This window comes from bacterium, from assembly GCA_016703265.1.
Taxonomy (GTDB): domain Bacteria; phylum Krumholzibacteriota; class Krumholzibacteriia; order LZORAL124-64-63; family LZORAL124-64-63; genus CAINDZ01.
In genome coordinates, this window is record JADJCK010000012.1 from 120970 (window position 1) to 135716 (window position 14747).

Annotated in this window: 13 protein-coding genes; 10 read left to right on the forward strand and 3 right to left on the reverse strand. The window is 68.8% G+C overall.

From position 1 onward, the window contains the following. Window positions 1-51 precede the first annotated feature (51 nt). The gene (locus tag IPG61_18720; protein MBK6736060.1) at window positions 52-333 is read right to left on the reverse strand and encodes a DUF507 family protein; all 282 of its coding nucleotides are present in this window, start codon (window positions 331-333) and stop codon (window positions 52-54) included. Window positions 334-565: 232 nt separating this feature from the next. Here IPG61_18720 and IPG61_18725 point away from each other — a divergent pair, with 232 nt between their 5' ends. The 6 genes from IPG61_18725 to IPG61_18750 are packed head-to-tail and all read left to right on the forward strand — an operon-like array spanning window position 566 to window position 9083. Continuing rightward, window positions 566-1552 (forward strand): AAA family ATPase, encoded by a 987-nt coding sequence (locus IPG61_18725; GenBank protein MBK6736061.1) that lies wholly within the window; start codon window positions 566-568, stop codon window positions 1550-1552. 5 nt (window positions 1553-1557) lie between these two features. Continuing rightward, a complete protein-coding gene (locus IPG61_18730) occupies window positions 1558-2475 on the forward strand; it encodes a DUF58 domain-containing protein (protein ID MBK6736062.1) in 918 nt (305 codons plus the stop codon). Continuing rightward, entirely contained in the window at window positions 2475-3602 is a 1128-nt protein-coding gene (locus IPG61_18735) for a hypothetical protein (GenBank protein MBK6736063.1), read from the forward strand. The genes IPG61_18730 and IPG61_18735 overlap by 1 nt, the downstream gene beginning before the upstream one ends. Beyond that, entirely contained in the window at window positions 3599-4588 is a 990-nt protein-coding gene (locus tag IPG61_18740; protein MBK6736064.1) for a VWA domain-containing protein, read from the forward strand. The genes IPG61_18735 and IPG61_18740 overlap by 4 nt, the downstream gene beginning before the upstream one ends. Then, window positions 4585-6450 carry a VWA domain-containing protein gene (locus IPG61_18745; GenBank protein ID MBK6736065.1) on the forward strand — a complete coding sequence of 622 codons (1866 nt, stop codon included), beginning with the start codon at window positions 4585-4587 and terminating at the stop codon, window positions 6448-6450. Before IPG61_18740 ends, IPG61_18745 begins: the two co-directional genes overlap by 4 nt. After that, a complete protein-coding gene (locus IPG61_18750) occupies window positions 6444-9083 on the forward strand; it encodes a BatD family protein (protein MBK6736066.1) in 2640 nt (879 codons plus the stop codon). The genes IPG61_18745 and IPG61_18750 overlap by 7 nt, the downstream gene beginning before the upstream one ends. Here the strand turns inward: IPG61_18750 and queD are convergent. After that, window positions 9065-9445 carry a 6-carboxytetrahydropterin synthase QueD gene (gene queD, locus IPG61_18755; GenBank protein MBK6736067.1) on the reverse strand — a complete coding sequence of 127 codons (381 nt, stop codon included), beginning with the start codon at window positions 9443-9445 and terminating at the stop codon, window positions 9065-9067. The genes IPG61_18750 and queD overlap by 19 nt on opposite strands. Window positions 9446-9648: 203 nt before the next feature. Between queD and IPG61_18760 the strand changes: the two genes are divergently transcribed. Then, window positions 9649-11541 (forward strand): HDOD domain-containing protein, encoded by a 1893-nt coding sequence (locus IPG61_18760; GenBank protein ID MBK6736068.1) that lies wholly within the window; start codon window positions 9649-9651, stop codon window positions 11539-11541. Window positions 11542-11626: 85 nt separating this feature from the next. Here IPG61_18760 and IPG61_18765 read toward each other — a convergent pair whose 3' ends face one another. Beyond that, on the reverse strand, window positions 11627-12235 hold the full coding sequence (locus tag IPG61_18765; GenBank protein ID MBK6736069.1) for a thymidine kinase: 609 nt from the start codon (window positions 12233-12235) through the stop codon (window positions 11627-11629). A gap of 114 nt (window positions 12236-12349) precedes the next feature. Here IPG61_18765 and IPG61_18770 point away from each other — a divergent pair, with 114 nt between their 5' ends. The 3 genes from IPG61_18770 to IPG61_18780 form a co-directional block, all read left to right on the forward strand. Further along, entirely contained in the window at window positions 12350-13225 is an 876-nt protein-coding gene (locus tag IPG61_18770; protein MBK6736070.1) for a BtpA/SgcQ family protein, read from the forward strand. Then, window positions 13222-14250 (forward strand): dTDP-glucose 4,6-dehydratase, encoded by a 1029-nt coding sequence (gene rfbB / locus IPG61_18775; GenBank protein ID MBK6736071.1) that lies wholly within the window; start codon window positions 13222-13224, stop codon window positions 14248-14250. Before IPG61_18770 ends, rfbB begins: the two co-directional genes overlap by 4 nt. Before the next feature lies 1 nt (window position 14251). Further along, on the forward strand, window positions 14252-14747 hold a 496-nt coding region (locus tag IPG61_18780; GenBank protein ID MBK6736072.1), incomplete at its 3' end, for a hypothetical protein.

The following is a 14747-nucleotide window of genomic DNA, read 5'->3' on the forward strand; positions in this document are numbered from 1 at the left end:
GGCTCCCTTGCCGAAACCGGCCTGCCGCAGGTGCGGCGCCGGGCCGGCGGACTAGAGGACGAAGCGTTTCTTGCGGGCCAGTTCCCGTTTCATCTTGGCCCTCAGGGCGCCGACGTCCATTTCCATGGCGCGTATTTCGTTGACGTTCTGGGCGAGGAGCTGTTCGACTTCCTGGTCGATTTCGTCCTCGAGTCGCAGGTTGTCCGCCAAGGCGTCCTCGATCGCGCGCAGCACGAGATCGGTGTTGCCCGCGGGGTGGATCCGCGGGTCATCCTGCATCATTTTCAGGACCCGCTTGCCCAGGTGCTCGATCTTGCGGTTGCTCAGACGCACGACGTAATCTCCCGTTTCCGGTTCGCGGGCGGCCGCGCGCGGCCTGACGCCGCGAACGTTGCCTATTCAAAGGCTTTTACGCGGGGTTGGCAAGCGAAAACGGGTCGGCTATTGTGGGCGATCGGGGTTCACCGCCCTCGGGAACTCCGGTCGCCGGCGTGCGTATGAATCGCCCGCCCCGACTTCCGGCACCGACCCCAGTCCACGGCCGAACCCGGCCGGGAAGGTGAACATGTCCGACCTGCATGCTCTCGACAAGGTTCGCGCCGAGGAAATGGCGTCCCGTCTGCGCGGTGTTTATTCCGAAGTCGGCAAGGTCATCGTCGGCCAGCGCGACATGATCGAGGGCCTCCTGCTGGGACTGATGACCGGTGGCCATATCCTGCTGGAAGGCGTGCCCGGCCTGGCCAAGACCCTCGCCGTGAGCACGCTGGCGCGCACAGTCCACACGGGTTTCCGGCGGATTCAGTTCACGCCCGACCTGCTGCCGGCCGATGTCACCGGAACCACCATCTACAATCGCGAGACGGGTGAGTTCACCGTCAAGAAGGGCCCGGTGTTCTCGAACATCATCCTGGCTGACGAGATCAACCGCGCCCCGGCAAAGGTCCAGAGTGCGCTGCTCGAGGCCATGCAGGAGCGCCAGGTGACGATCGGAGGCGAGACGTTCCGCCTGCCGGACCCGTTCCTGGTCCTGGCCACGCAGAACCCGATCGAGCAGGAGGGCACCTACCCGTTGCCCGAGGCTCAGGTCGATCGCTTCCTCCTGAAACTGCGGATCGGCTACCCGACCCGCGAGGACGAACGGGCCATCCTCGAGCGCATGGCGGGCCGCGAGGTGCCCGAGGTTTCGCCGGTGCTCGAACCGCAGGGGCTGGCTGAGATCCGCGCGGCGGTCAATGCGGTCTTCATCGACGAGAAGATCAAGTCGTATGTCCTGGACATCGTCTTCGCTTCGCGGGATCCCGAGGCGGCGGGCCTCAAGCTGGCCCCGCTCATCGCCTGGGGTGCGTCGCCGCGCGCCACCCTGGCTCTCACGCAGCTGGCCCGCGCGCGGGCCCTGTTGCGCGGGCGTGCCTTCGTGGTCCCCGAGGACGTCAAGGCCGTCGGCCACGACGCGTTGCGCCACCGGATCCTGGTAACCTACGAAGCGGAAGCGGAGAACCTGACCTCGGACGATATCGTGACCACGCTGCTCGACAGCATCGCGGTGCCGTAACCGACATGGCCGACCAGAACCGCAACGTCCAGATCCCTGCCGAGATCCTCGCCGCCGTGCGCAGGATCGAGATTCGCACGCGCCGCCTCGTGGAGGAGGTGTTCTCCGGTGAATACCATTCGGTGTTCAAGGGCACCGGCATGGAGTTCCGCGAGGTGCGCGAGTACGTACCCGGCGACGATGTCCGCGCCATCGACTGGAACGTGACGGCACGCACGGGAGACCCCTTCGTCAAGCTCTACGATGAAGAGCGCGAACTGACGGTGATGCTGGCGGTGGACCTCAGTCGCAGCGGGCGCTTCGGCAGCGGCGCACGTTTCAAGTCCGAGGTCGCGGCGGAATTGTGCGGCGTGCTGGCTTTTGCAGCCATCGCCAACAAGGACAAGGTCGGCCTCGTCCTGTTCAGTGACAGGGTCGAGAAGTTCATTCCCCCGGCCAAGGGCCGCAGCCACGTGCTCCGCCTGATCCGCGAACTGCTTACCTTCGAGCCCGAGGGCCGCGGCACGGACCTGGATGCGCCGCTGCGGCTGCTCGGTTCCGTCCTCAAGCGGAAGGCGACGGTCTTCCTGGTGTCCGACTTCTGGGCCGGCGATTTCACGACCAGCCTGTCCGTCCTTTCGCGGCGGCATGATGTCGTGGCCGTCAGGGTCCGCGACCCTCGTGAGTCGGCACTGCTGGAACTCGGACTCGTTCACTGGGTCGATGCCGAAACCGGGCGTCCGTTGCTGATCGACACCTCTTCGGCCCGGGTCAGGCGCCGGCTCGCCGCCGGTGCGGAGGCGCACGACGGGGCGCTCTCGAAGCTGTTCCAGTCGCGCGGTGTCGACGTCGTCGATATCGACGCGACCGGTTCGTACGTCGAACCGTTGCGACGCTTCTTCCTCGGTCGCGAAGGCCGCCAGGGCCGGCGGAGGGCGCGGTGATGCGCCGACACGAACACGGTGGCGGACTCCGCCCGGTCGCCGGCGCACGGTTGCTGACGGCAGCTCTGGCCGTGCTGGCGATGGTGACGTCGGCAGGGGCGCAGATGCCGCCGGTACCCGGCGGGTCGGCGCCTGCAGTACCCGACACCGGTCGGCTTGCATTTGCAGCAGCGGACTCGCTGCCCGCCCCGACCGCCTTCCATGTTCTCGGCGACACCGTGGCTTTCGGCGGGCTCCTTGGTATCGCCTGGGACCTGCCGCAGGGAGCCGGGAGCACCGGTGCGCCGCCGACGGTGGCTGGCGACCAGCTCATCCTCGAGCCCGAGCCCGCGCGGCCCTGGTGGCGTATCACGGGCGGCGGTCGAAGCAAGCTCTTCGCCGATGCCGTGGCGGCGCTTCCCCCTTCGCCGGGCGAACGGGTCGTGGCGACGTACCGCGTGTACCGCACCGCACCGTTCCGGCTCGAATGGCTGGGCCGGACTTCGCCGGTCGTCCTGGTCCGCGGGCGCGTCGACGATCCTTCGCGCCTGGCTGCAATTCGCGACCCGCGGCCCGTCGGCTGGTTCACGGCTGCGGCAGCCGTCCTGCTGGCCCTGCTGGTCCTGCTGGCCGCTGCGTCCTGGTGGTGGTGGCGTCGCCGACGCCGTCGCGACAATTCAGCGCTGGACTGGTCGCTCCCGGAACCGGCGTGGATCGGCACGGCCCTGGCCCTTCGGGTGCTGCTGGCTGAGCGCCACCTCGAACGGGGCGACACTCGCCTGTTTCTCGATGGCCTGGCCGCGGTGGCGCGCCGCCATGCTGCCGGACACTTCGGGGTCGCGGCGGCCGAGATGACAGGTCGTGAGCTCGTCGCTTCCTGCAACGCCCGCGGTTACGCTCCCGTGCAGCCCGAGGCGCTGGCGCGCATCATCGATGCGGCCGACCTCCACCGGTACGACCGGGCTGCTCCGACCGCCGAATGGTGCCGACAAGAGGCCGTCGACCTGCTGACGGCCCTGTCCGCGACCCGGGTGATGCCCCGGCAGACTCCGGTCGCCGCCGAGCGATTGCTTGAAGCGGGCAAGGCCTGGACCGCGGTCACGGCAGACCTGGCCGGCGCCGCCATCCCGGGGGAGGTCGCGCGATGATGGAATTCGCCCGGCCCTGGCTCCTGGCGGCGCTGCCGTTCGTCATCGCTGTGGCCTGGTGGCGGAGCAGGGGCGTCCCGGCTGCCGGTCGCCTGCGGCACCCGAACGTGGCGCTCTTCGGCGCTGGCGTGCGCGGGTGGCGGGTCCGGGCGGTCTCCCTGCTGCCCTGGCTCTCGGCGCTGGGCGTTGCGCTTCTGGTCGTGGCGGCCTCCGGTCCGCGACAGGCACATCGTTCGGAGGAAGTCGAGGGCGAGGGCACCGATATCGTTCTGGCACTCGACATCAGCGGCAGCATGCAGTCGCTCGACTTCCAGCCGCTCGACCGGCTCGAGTCCGCCAAGGCCGTGATCCGCGAGTTCATCAGCGGCCGTCCGCACGACCAGATCGGGCTCGTGGTCTTCGCGGCCCGCGCCTTTACGCAATGCCCGCTCACCCTGGACCATCCGGTATTGACCGGATTTCTCGACGAGATCAGGGTCGGCCTGGTCGATGACGGCACGGCCATCGGCCTTGGCCTGGCCACGGCCGTATCGCGGCTGCAGAGGTCCACGTCGCCGAGCCGCACCATCATCCTGTTGACCGACGGCGTGAACAACGTGCCAACGCTCGAACCGGAAACCGCAGCCAGGCTCGCCAAGACGTTCGGCATCCGGGTCTACGCCGTGGCGATCGGGCGCGAGGGAATGGTCCCGTTCCCGGTCGAGGATCCGATCTTCGGGCGGCGCACGCGGCAGATCGAGTCGAAGATCGACCTGGCGCTCCTGCGCCGCATCGCCGACACGACGGGCGGCGAGATGTTCCAGGCCACCGATCCCGAGGCCCTGCAGAACATCTTCCGCAAGATCGACGAGATGGAGAAGGTGCGTTTCCGCACGACGGTCAGTACCTGGTACCGCGAGCGCATGGCCTGGTTCGCCGTGCCCGGACTGGTCCTGCTGCTGGCCGAGGCGCTGCTGGCGGCAACATGGCTCAGGAGGCTGCCATGAGGTTCGGCGTGCAGCCGTGGCTCTGGGTCGTTCCGTTGCTGCCGGTGCTCTGGCTGGCGCTCCGCCTGGGGGAGGGCCGGAACCGGTCCGGATTGCGGCGACTGCTTGGCGAGCGGGCGTCCGAGCACGTCGAGGGTCGGCATGGCACCCTGCTGGGGTGGGACCGCTTCCTCCTGCTGGCCGGCCTGTTCTGGCTGCTGATCGCGCTGGCGCGCCCGCAGTGGGGAGCCAGCGAGGTGACCGTGACGCAGCGCGGGTCCGATGTCGTCGTTGCGCTGGACATCTCGAATTCGATGCTGGCCGAGGACGTGGCGCCCAGTCGTCTCGAGCGCGCGAAGACGGAGCTCGGCAGCTTCCTCGGACGGGTGCAGGAAAGCCGCATCGGCCTCGTGTTCTTCGCGGGCGCGGCATTCGTGCAGTGCCCGCTGACGCTCGATTACGGGACCGCGGACATGTTCCTGAAGATGGCCGACACGGACCTGCTGTCCGAACAGGGCACGAACATCGGCGCGGCCCTCGCGACGGCCCGGCAGTTGCTGGCCAAGGGTCGCGGCGCAGACGGCGACGACGGCAGCGGTTTCCAGGCCATCCTGCTCGTGACCGACGGCGAGGATCTCGAAGGCGACTGGGAGAAGGAAGCGGAGGCCTGCCGCAAGGACGGCATTCGCGTGATCCCCGTGGGTGTCGGCAGCACCGAGGGCGGGCTGATCCCGGCGGTTGACCGCTCCGGGCGACCTGCCGGTTACCAGAAGGACGACGAGGGCAACGTCGTGACAACACACCTCAATCTCGAAGCGCTCGAGAAGCTCGGCGCCATGGGTGACGCCGGCACGTTCCGGCTGGGCATCGATGGGCTGGCTGGCGACCGCCTGTACCGCGAATTGCAGCGCCTCGGTCGCCGCGACCTTGAGGATCGGCGCGTGTCGGCCTACCAGGAACGGTATATCTGGCCGCTTGCGCTGGCGATCCTGTGCTTCCTGCTGCGTCTTGGCCTGCGCCCGCGGCGGGGAGCGCTGGCCGGCGTCCTGGCCGCGACGTTCCTGCTGTTCGCTGGCCAGGCTATGGCTGCACCCGACCTGGTCCGCGCCGGCGCCGTTGCCGCAGCCGAGGGACGCCGCCTGTACGGAGAGGGAGACTTCGAGAAGGCCCTGACGGCGTTTGAGGGTGCGGTCGTGCAGGCCCCTGATGATCCCGTCCTCAGCCTGGCGGTCGGGGAAACGCTGTTCCGGCTCGAGCGTTATCCGGAAGCCATGCGTGAATTCGATCGCGCCCTTGCCTTGACCGACGACCCGGCGCTTCGTGCGGAGGCCCTCTACAATCGCGGCACCACGGCCCTCTCGAGCGGCGATGCCGAGGCGGCAGCGAAGGCCTTGCGCGAGTCACTGGCCCTGGCTCCGGAACGAACAGACGCACTGGTCAACCTGGAGGCTGCGCTGCGCCGGCTGGAGCAGCAGCAGAAGCAGGACGAACAGAAGCAGGACGAGCAGAAGCAGGACGAACAGAAGCAGGACGAACAGAAGCAGGACCAGCAGAAGCAGGACCAGCAGAAGCAGGATCAGCAGAAGCAGGACCAGCAGAAGCAGGACGAACAGAAGCAGGACCAGCAGAAGCAAGACCAGCAGCAGGAACAACAGCAGCAGGAACAACAGCAGCAGGAACAACAGCAGCAGGATCAGCAGAAGCAGGACCAGCAGCAGGAGCAACAGCAACAGCAACAGCAGAAGGACGGGGCCGCACCCGAATTGACGGATGAACAGGCGGCGCAGATCCTCAAGGCCCTCGATCGCGACGAGGAAGAACTGAAGCGCTCGCTGCAGAAGCGCGTGCAGGGTGGACGACCGAAAAGTGGGAAGAGATGGTGATGGTCGAAACGGGCTTCGGGCGGCTGCGCGGGATGGCGCCGTGCATTCCCGGCTTCCTGTGTGCGCTCTGGCTGCTGGCCATGGCCGGCTCCGCCCAGGCCGCGGTGACCTGCCGGGCCGAGGTGAGCCGCAGCACCGTTGCGCGCGGCGAGGACGTGGTTCTGGTCGTCACCGCGCAGGGCGACACCGGTTGGTCGCCGGCATTCCAGTTGCCCGAGTTGGCGGGGATCCGGGTCTACGGTGGCGGCACGAACCAGAGCATGACCGTCATCAACGGGCAGACGCAGGTGATGGTCTCGCGCACCTATTACCTGCGGGCCGAGAACGAGGGGAAGTTCACGATCGGACCCGTCAGGGTCACCACCGCTGCCGGCACCTGCGAAACCAAGCCCATCGAGATCACCGTCGTGGCCGGCACCGCGCCGCCCGCAGACACCGGCAATCGCGTGCCACGGGAGCCCCAGGGACGCACAGCAGCGCCGGGTGCGGGCGGGGACGATGTCTTCGTCACCATGTCCGTCGACAAGTCGGATGTCTGGGTGGGGCAGCAGGTGGTCCTGTCGTTCCAGTTCTGGCGGCGCGTCCAGCCCTGGAGCAATCCATCCTACACGGCGCCGCGCACCGAAGGGTTCTGGCGCGAGGACCTGGGCCCGGAACGCAGCTTCCGTGACGTCCACAAGGGTCAGGTCTACAGCGTCACTGAAGTCCGCTATGCCCTGTTCCCGACGCGATCGGGAAAGCTCCAGATCGAGCCCGCCGAGTTGTCGTTCCCCGAGGACCTGTTCGGGCGCTTCTTCAACTCACGGCAGCAGTCGTCCGGTCCGCGTGTCCTGCGCACGCGTCCGGTCGTCGTCAACGTGCGTGACCTGCCGGCGCCCAAGCCCGCCGGCTACAGCGGCATCGTGGCGACGCGGTGCGAGATCACCGGCGTCGTCGACCGGACGACGGTTCCGCGCGGCGAAGCCATCGGCCTGAAGCTGTCGCTGGAAACCGACGGCTTCCTGAAGGGATTTGCCGGTCTGAAGGTGTCGGAGCCCGAAGGGACGCGCCTGCACGACGCGGCCGAGAACTACGCCACCGTGCCGCAGGATCAGCGCCTGTTGGGCAAGTTGGCGGCCGAAAAGGTACTGGTCACCACGCGCGAAGGGCAGGTGCGCGTGCCGCAGGTCGAGGTTGTCTGGTTCGACGTGGCTCGCGGGGACTACCGCACCGCGCGCACGGCCTGGCACGATGTGACGGTCACACCCAGCGATCGTCCCGTCGCCGGCGGCGAGGACTCGGGCTTCCTCCGCAACGAGATCGCCCGTGTCGGTGACGATCTTGCGTTCATCCATGCCGGCCCGATCGATGTCGGCGGCGCCCTGCCGACCTTTGGTGGCGGCGCCTGGTGGGCGCTGGCGCTGGCCCCGGGCTTCCTGCTGGGAGGCTGGCGCTGGTGGTTGGGGCGCCAGGAGGCCGATCTCCGTAATCCGGCCGGGCGCCGCCGCCGCGCGGCCCTCGCGACGGCGCGTGGCTTGCTGAAGACGGCCGCCGCCACCGCCGACAACGCGGAGGGCCTGGCCTTGGTCTCGCGCGCGGTGACCGGTTACGTGGCCGACTGCCTCGACATCCCGGCAACCGCCGTCGGGACTGCGGAACTGGCCGAACTGGCTGATCGCCGCCGGTTGCCGGCAGCCGGCTCGTCCCTGGTGGCGCTCCTGGACCGCTGCGACCAGGCCCGTTTCGGCGGCCGGAGCGGCGCCGCCGCGACGGATCTCGCCGCGGAAGCCCTCGAATCCCTCGCGGCGCTCGAGCGCGCCGACCAGCGGTCGGCCCGTCCCGGTCGCGGAACCGCCGGCGTCCTGGCCGTGCTGGTGACGGCGGGATTGGCGACCGCCGCGGCGCCTGTGGCCGCTGCCGATGCGGAGCAGTTGGTGGCCCAGGGCAACCAGGCCTACACCGACGGACGTTTCACCGAGGCACGCGACCTCTACCTGCAGGCGCGGGCCCTCGGCCTGGACGCGGCCGTCCTGCACTACAACCTGGGCAACGCCCAGGCCCGCGCCGGCGAGGTCGGCTCGGCGATGGCCAGCTATCTCCGTGCCCAGAGATTGTCACCGCGCGATCGCGACATCCGCAGCAACCTGGCCTGGATGCGCCGGAACCTCAAGGACCTCGAACTGGCGAACCAGTCCCTGCCGCTGTTCATCGCGCAGGCGGCGGCCGTCGTCGGTGCCCTGTCACTGGACGAATGGGGGATCCTGCTCGTGGTCACCCTGTGGCTGACCGCGATCGTCCTGGGCTGGGGTTGGGCGCGCGGGGCATCGCGCCTGCAGCGGCGGAGCCTTGTCGTCGTGGTCTCGGCGACTGTACTCGTCGCGGCCGTGGCCGCCGGGCGCTGGCAGCAGGAGCGCGTTCGCGACCAGGCTGTGGTCGTCGCGGGCGCGGTCGCCGTGCGCTCGGGCCCGGCGGCGACGTTCCCGACGCTCTTCGAGGTCCATGCCGGCCTGGCACTCAACGTGGAAGAGCATCGCGACGGCTGGGAGCGGGTGAGCCTGGGCGGCGACTGGCAGGGCTGGTTGCCGGCCGATGCCGTGGAGCACGTGCGCCTGCCCGCGGCAGGGAATCGTGCGGCTCAGGCCCCGGGCCTGTAGACAGCCGAGGTGCGCGGGGTTTCGCGCACGGTCACGTCGACCAGTTGCGGCAACTGCGCACGCAGGCGCCCGAACAGCCACACGGCAAGGACCTCGGCGGTCGGGTTCTCGAGCCCCGGGATCTCGTTCAGGCAGTGGTGGTCCAGTTCCCGGACCACGGGATCCACGGCCCGGCTGACCTCGCCGTAGTCCACGACCCAGCCGAGGCGCGCGTCCAGTTCGCCTTCCAATCCCACGACAAGTTCGTATGTATGGCCATGCAGGCGACGGCACTTGTGGTCTTCCGGCACTTCCGGCAGCCAGTGGGCGGCATCGAAGGTGAAGGACTTCGTGATGCGCGTGCGGGGGCGGCGGGTTTCCATCATCCTCCGGGGGGTGGGCTGCGCCAGGGACGTTCCGGGAACCATAATACGCCACTTGCCGCCACGGGCAACCGCCCAGCGGAAGGAATCGGCCGGCCCCAACTTTTTCATTCAATGGCGGCAGATTCTGCCGATCCCTAGGCGCATGCGGGCGCCAGCAGTGCTGGGCGCCCACCCGGTCAGCCAGCCAGCAAGGGGCGCCGTTGAGTACCGGAACCAGTGAGATCCAGGATATCCAGCAGACGCTGTCACGCCTGCAGGCACGCGTGCGCGAGCTGTCGGACGATTCCCCGGCTGCGGGACCACCCGCCGGCGGCGATGCGCGCGGCGACCACGGCCATGGAGCCGCCGAACCGCACGTCATGACGAGCGTGATCGAGCTCACGCCGTCGCATCAGGCTGCCATCCAGGCCGGCATGGTCGAGCTCTCGACGATGACCCGCCTCAAGGAGTTCCCCGAATTCTTCGTGCGCCTGGCGCGCCAGTCCGGACTGCGCCTGTTGCTGCTCAAGCGCTGGTCCAGCGGGCTGCAGGTCTTTCTCGAGGAGAACGTGAAGCTGCCTCCCGAGGCGCGCCGGAAACGGCGTGACGGGCGGGCGCCGATCCCCAGCGCGAAGGACGATGTCTTCGCCGCCGTCGCACACGATGGAACCGTGTACTGCGGCCCCGTCCCGCAGAAGCACTTCCCGCTCGACCTGACGATCCTGCTCGGTCGCGGTGCGCGCGACCGGCAGGTGGTGATCCTGCCCCTGCCGGCCCAGGGCCACTGGAATACCTTCCTCTACCTGGACGCCGATCATTCGGGAGAGACGGCGCTGGCAGCGGCCGGCATCCTGGCCCACTACGCCCTGGCACGCATGTGCCTGCTCGAGAAGGGCGTGCCGGTGAAGCAGGGACAGGTGTCGGGCATCCTGAACGCCGAACTGGATCGTCGCCGGCGGTCCCAGGATCGCCAGGAGCCGGACACGTACCCCGTGTCGACGGCAAGCGAGCCCGAGGTGGCTGTGCTGGCGCGCCGGCGCGCACCCGAAATCGATCCGTTCACTGCCGAACCGGGCGCCGAGCCGGTGGCGCGCCCGCTGGCGCCGCCCGGCGCGCGGCGACCTGTCCGCGCCGAGGACGAACTGCAGATCTTCGACGGCGATCGCGACGTGCGCCAGCCGGCGACGGAACCCCTGACGGCCTCGCCGCTCGCGGCGCCGCCGTCGTCGGCGGCCACGATCGTGACCGAAACCCTGCGACATGCCCTGACGCCCGAGATCATCCTGCGCCACAGCGGCGAACTGCCGGCGCTGCCGAAAGCGGCCTGCCACATCATGGCCGTGATCGAGGACCCGCGGACAACCGCGACGCGGCTGGAGAAGGCGCTGGCCATGGACCAGGCCCTCACCGCGAAGGTGCTGCGCATCGCCAACAGCCCGTTCTACGGCGCTGCGCGACAGATCACGACCGTCAGCGAGTCCATCGTGCGGCTGGGCTTCGTGACGATCCGCAACTGGACGCTGGTCACGGCGGCACGCTCGGTCTTCCTGGCGCCCGGCGCCGGCATGCTCTACCAGAAGATCTGGCGCCAATCGGTGCTGTCGGCGATGGGCAGCCAGCTGGTCGCGCAGGCGGTCGGCCGGGTGCAGCCCGAAAGCGTTTTCATCGGTGGATTGATGCAGAATATCGGGCAGCTCGTGCTGGCACGCAGTCATCCCGAGCTCTTCCAGGAGATCCTGTCCGAATCCGCCGAGACCGGCAAGCCGTACCACGAGGTGGAGTTGCGTGTTCTCGGATTCGACCACGGCGAACTGGGTGCCATGCTGCTGCGCGAGTGGAACCTGACAGAAGACCTTGAGGATGCGGTGCGCTGGCATCACCGATTCGAGCAGCCGGATGCGCGCAATGTCCGGGTTGCGGCGATGATCGCGCTCGGCGAGGAGATCGCCCGTTGCCAGGGCGGCGACGAGGAGGAGCCCGAGGCGACCGACAGCCTGGAGATCCCGCTGTCGCTCCGACCGGCCGCTTCCGTGCTCGGGCTTTCCCAGGAGCGTGTCGCCGACCTTGTGAAGCGCGCGAGCGCCCTGAAAATCGATCCGCATTTCTTCACCTGAGCCGCATCTGCCCGAGGGAATGAACAACGACCGCGTCCCGGGTGGGGCGCGGTCGTCTCGTCCGTTCCAGTGACAGAAGCGCGACTCAGGCTTTCTCGCCCGCCTGGCCGGCTGCGCGCAGCGGCGGCTTCTCTTCCGCGGGCGGCTCGAAGTGGGCGCGGCAGCGGGCCTCGTAGATCTCGGCCGCGCCGACCACGACCTGCGCCGTGTCGCGCGTCAGCCGCTGCGTGAAATTGGCGGGATCGCCGCACGTCATGCAGATGGCCAGCTGCTTGGTGACATACTCGGCCCGGCACATCAGCAGCGGCATGGGGCCGAACGGGACTCCGCGGTAGTCGAGGTCCAGGCCCGCGATGACGACCCGCTTGCCGAGATTGGCCAGCTTGGTCACCACATCGACGATCTCCTCGCTGAAGAACTGCCCCTCGTCGATGGCGACCAGTTCGGTGCGGTCATCAACCTGGCTGAGGATGTCGAGGGCGTTGGTCACCGCAATGCCGGGCAGGCTCTGCTGGCTGTGCGAGACGATGCTGGTGGCATCGTACCGGGCGTCGATGCCGTGCTTGAAGATCTGCACCCTGCGCCGTGCGATCTGGGCGCGCCGGATCCGCTTGATGAGTTCCTCGCTCTTGCCGCTGAACATCGGCCCGCAGATGACTTCGAGCCAGCCTGACTTGCCATGGACGATCTGCATCGGACTCCTTGTCGGGCGCCTGGGGCGACCGGCCGCGGCCCCGGTGGCGGAGCCTAAGATCTTGTCACGGGCGGTGGAACCAATTTATTCTACCATGAGCCCTGCGCCAAGCCCATGCCTGCCGTTCCGCGGAAGGACCGAACCTTGACCCCCTGGACCGAACAGACCCCCTGGAACCGCGCGACCTTCAGCGAGCTCTGCGGGCCCGGCGTCATCGGCATGCTGCACCTCGGGCCCCTGCCCGGCAGCCCCCTGTGGGGTGGCGACCTCGCCGCGGTGACGGCGGCGGCCCTCCGTGATGCCCGATCGCTGCGCGAGGGCGGGGTGCGCGCCCTGATGCTGGAGAATTTCCAGGACATCCCCTTCCATCCCGGCGCCGTGCCGCCCGTCACCGTGGCCGCCGTGACGGCTGTAGCCGCGGCCGTGCGCCGCGAGGCGCCGGACTGCGCCCTGGGCATCAATATCCTGCGGAACGACGCCGAGGCCGCCCTGGCGGTCGCTGTGGCCGTAGGGGCGGCCTTCATCCGCGTCAACGTGCACACGGGGGCGGCGGTCACCGACCAGGGCCTGCTCGAGGGGCAGGCCTGGCGTACCCTGCGCCAGCGCCGCGAGTTCGGCGCCGCGGTAGGGATCATCGCCGACATCCGGGTCAAGCACGCGGCGCCGTTGGCGCCCCGTCCGGTGGCCGACGAGGCGCGCGACCTGCGATTGCGGGGCCTGGCCGACGCGCTCGTGGTCACGGGCGTGGCCACCGGCGCCGGCGCCGACCCGGCCGAACTGGCGGCCCTGCGTCTGGCGCTGCCCGATTGTCCGCTCCTGGTCGGCAGCGGCGTCACGACCGACAACCTGGGGCAGTTCCTGCCCGCGGCCGACGGCTTCATCGTCGGGACCGCGCTCAAGGAGGCCGGCGATGTCGCCGCGCCGGTCAGCGCGGCCCGCGTGGCCGCCTTCACGACGCGGCTCGCGGCCGCCCGGGGGAGCAACTCATGAACATCCTGGTGACTGGTGGCGCCGGCTTCATCGGCTCGAACCATGTCCGGTACCTGCTGCGGAACTCGGACGATCGCGTGGTGAACCTCGACCTGCTGACCTACGCGGGCAACTTGGAAAACCTCGCCGGCTGCGAGGACGATCCCCGGTACCGCTTCGTGCGCGGCGATATTCGCGACCGCGACCTCCTGCGTACGCTGCTGCAGCAGGAAGCGATCGACGCCGTCGTCCATTTCGCCGCCGAAAGCCATGTGGATCGATCCGTCGAGGGTCCCGAGGTCTTCATCACCACCAACGTGCTGGGCACCGAGATCCTGCTCGAGGAATCGCGTGCGGCCGGCGTGCAGAAATTCGTCATGGTCTCCACCGACGAGGTCTACGGTTCCCTCGGCAGCGAAGGATATTTCACAGAGAACTCGCCGCTGGCCCCGAATTCGCCCTACGCGGCGAGCAAGGCTGCGGCCGACCTGCTTTGCCGTTCGTTCTTCAAGACGTTCGGCTTCCCGGTCGTCGTCACGCGCTGCAGCAACAACTACGGCCCGTACCAGTTTCCCGAGAAGCTCATCCCGCTGATGATCGCCAACGCGCTCGAAGGCAAGCCGCTGCCCGTCTACGGCGACGGCCTGCAGGTGCGTGACTGGCTCTTCGTCGAGGATCACTGTCGCGCCGTCGACCTCGCGCTGCGGCACGGGCGTCCCGGCGGCGTCTACAACGTGGGCGGCGGCAATGAGATGCGGAACCTCGACCTGGTGCACCTGCTCCTGGAAAAGCTGGGGCTGGGGCGGGAGCTGATTACGTTCGTCGCCGACCGCCCGGGGCACGACCGGCGCTACGCGATCGACGCCTCGCACATCACGGCGGAACTCGGCTGGGCGCCTTCGGTCGACTTTGCGACGGGGATGGCCCGCACCGTGGACTGGTACCTGGCCGAGCGTGCGTGGTGGGAGAAGATCCGCACCGGTCGCTATGTAGAGTACTACGACCTCATGTACGGCCCGGGTCGTCGCCACGCCGGCGGCGTCTGAATTGGACAACGCCCGCCTGCCGGACGGCCGCGTGCTGGCGATCTCCGCCGGCGTCGGCCACAGGCTTTCGTGCGGAGCCCTCGTCCTGGCCGGCGTTTCGCCGGGCGATTCGGAATTTCTGGTGACCGAGACCGCGGCCATTGCCGACGCGCTTCGTGCCCGTTACGCGGGCCGCGAGCCGTCGGGCATCGAGGGCCTGCGTGAAGCGCGCGATCTCTACAAGTCGTTCGGCATGGACCCGTCGCGCCACCGCCCGAGCAGTGAAGCCCTGCTGCGCCGCGTGCTCCAGGGCAAGGGCCTCTATCGGCTCGGCAACGTCGTCGATGCCTGTAACCTCGCCTCGCTGGCTTTCCTGCTGCCGATCGGCCTGTACGACCTGGCGAAGGTGCGTGGCGATATCGAACTTCGCGTCGGCGCGGCCGGTGACGCCTACCCCGGCATCCGGAAGGACGAGGTGCATGTGGCCGATCGGCTGGCGTTGTTCGATGCTGTAGGCC

Bases quoted from the DNA above. Each gene is read 5' to 3' on its own strand.
- IPG61_18725 (MBK6736061.1), top strand. From the start codon at position 566: ATGTCCGACCTGCATGCTCTCGACAAGGTTCGCGCCGAGGAAATGGCG.
- IPG61_18730 (MBK6736062.1), top strand. From the start codon at position 1,558: ATGGCCGACCAGAACCGCAACGTCCAGATCCCTGCCGAGATCCTCGCC.
- IPG61_18735 (MBK6736063.1), top strand. From the start codon at position 2,475: ATGCGCCGACACGAACACGGTGGCGGACTCCGCCCGGTCGCCGGCGCA.
- IPG61_18740 (MBK6736064.1), top strand. From the start codon at position 3,599: ATGATGGAATTCGCCCGGCCCTGGCTCCTGGCGGCGCTGCCGTTCGTC.
- IPG61_18745 (MBK6736065.1), top strand. From the start codon at position 4,585: ATGAGGTTCGGCGTGCAGCCGTGGCTCTGGGTCGTTCCGTTGCTGCCG.
- IPG61_18750 (MBK6736066.1), top strand. From the start codon at position 6,444: ATGGTGATGGTCGAAACGGGCTTCGGGCGGCTGCGCGGGATGGCGCCG.
- queD (MBK6736067.1), bottom strand. From the start codon at position 9,445: ATGGAAACCCGCCGCCCCCGCACGCGCATCACGAAGTCCTTCACCTTC.
- IPG61_18765 (MBK6736069.1), bottom strand. From the start codon at position 12,235: ATGCAGATCGTCCATGGCAAGTCAGGCTGGCTCGAAGTCATCTGCGGG.
- IPG61_18770 (MBK6736070.1), top strand. From the start codon at position 12,350: ATGCCTGCCGTTCCGCGGAAGGACCGAACCTTGACCCCCTGGACCGAA.
- rfbB (MBK6736071.1), top strand. From the start codon at position 13,222: ATGAACATCCTGGTGACTGGTGGCGCCGGCTTCATCGGCTCGAACCAT.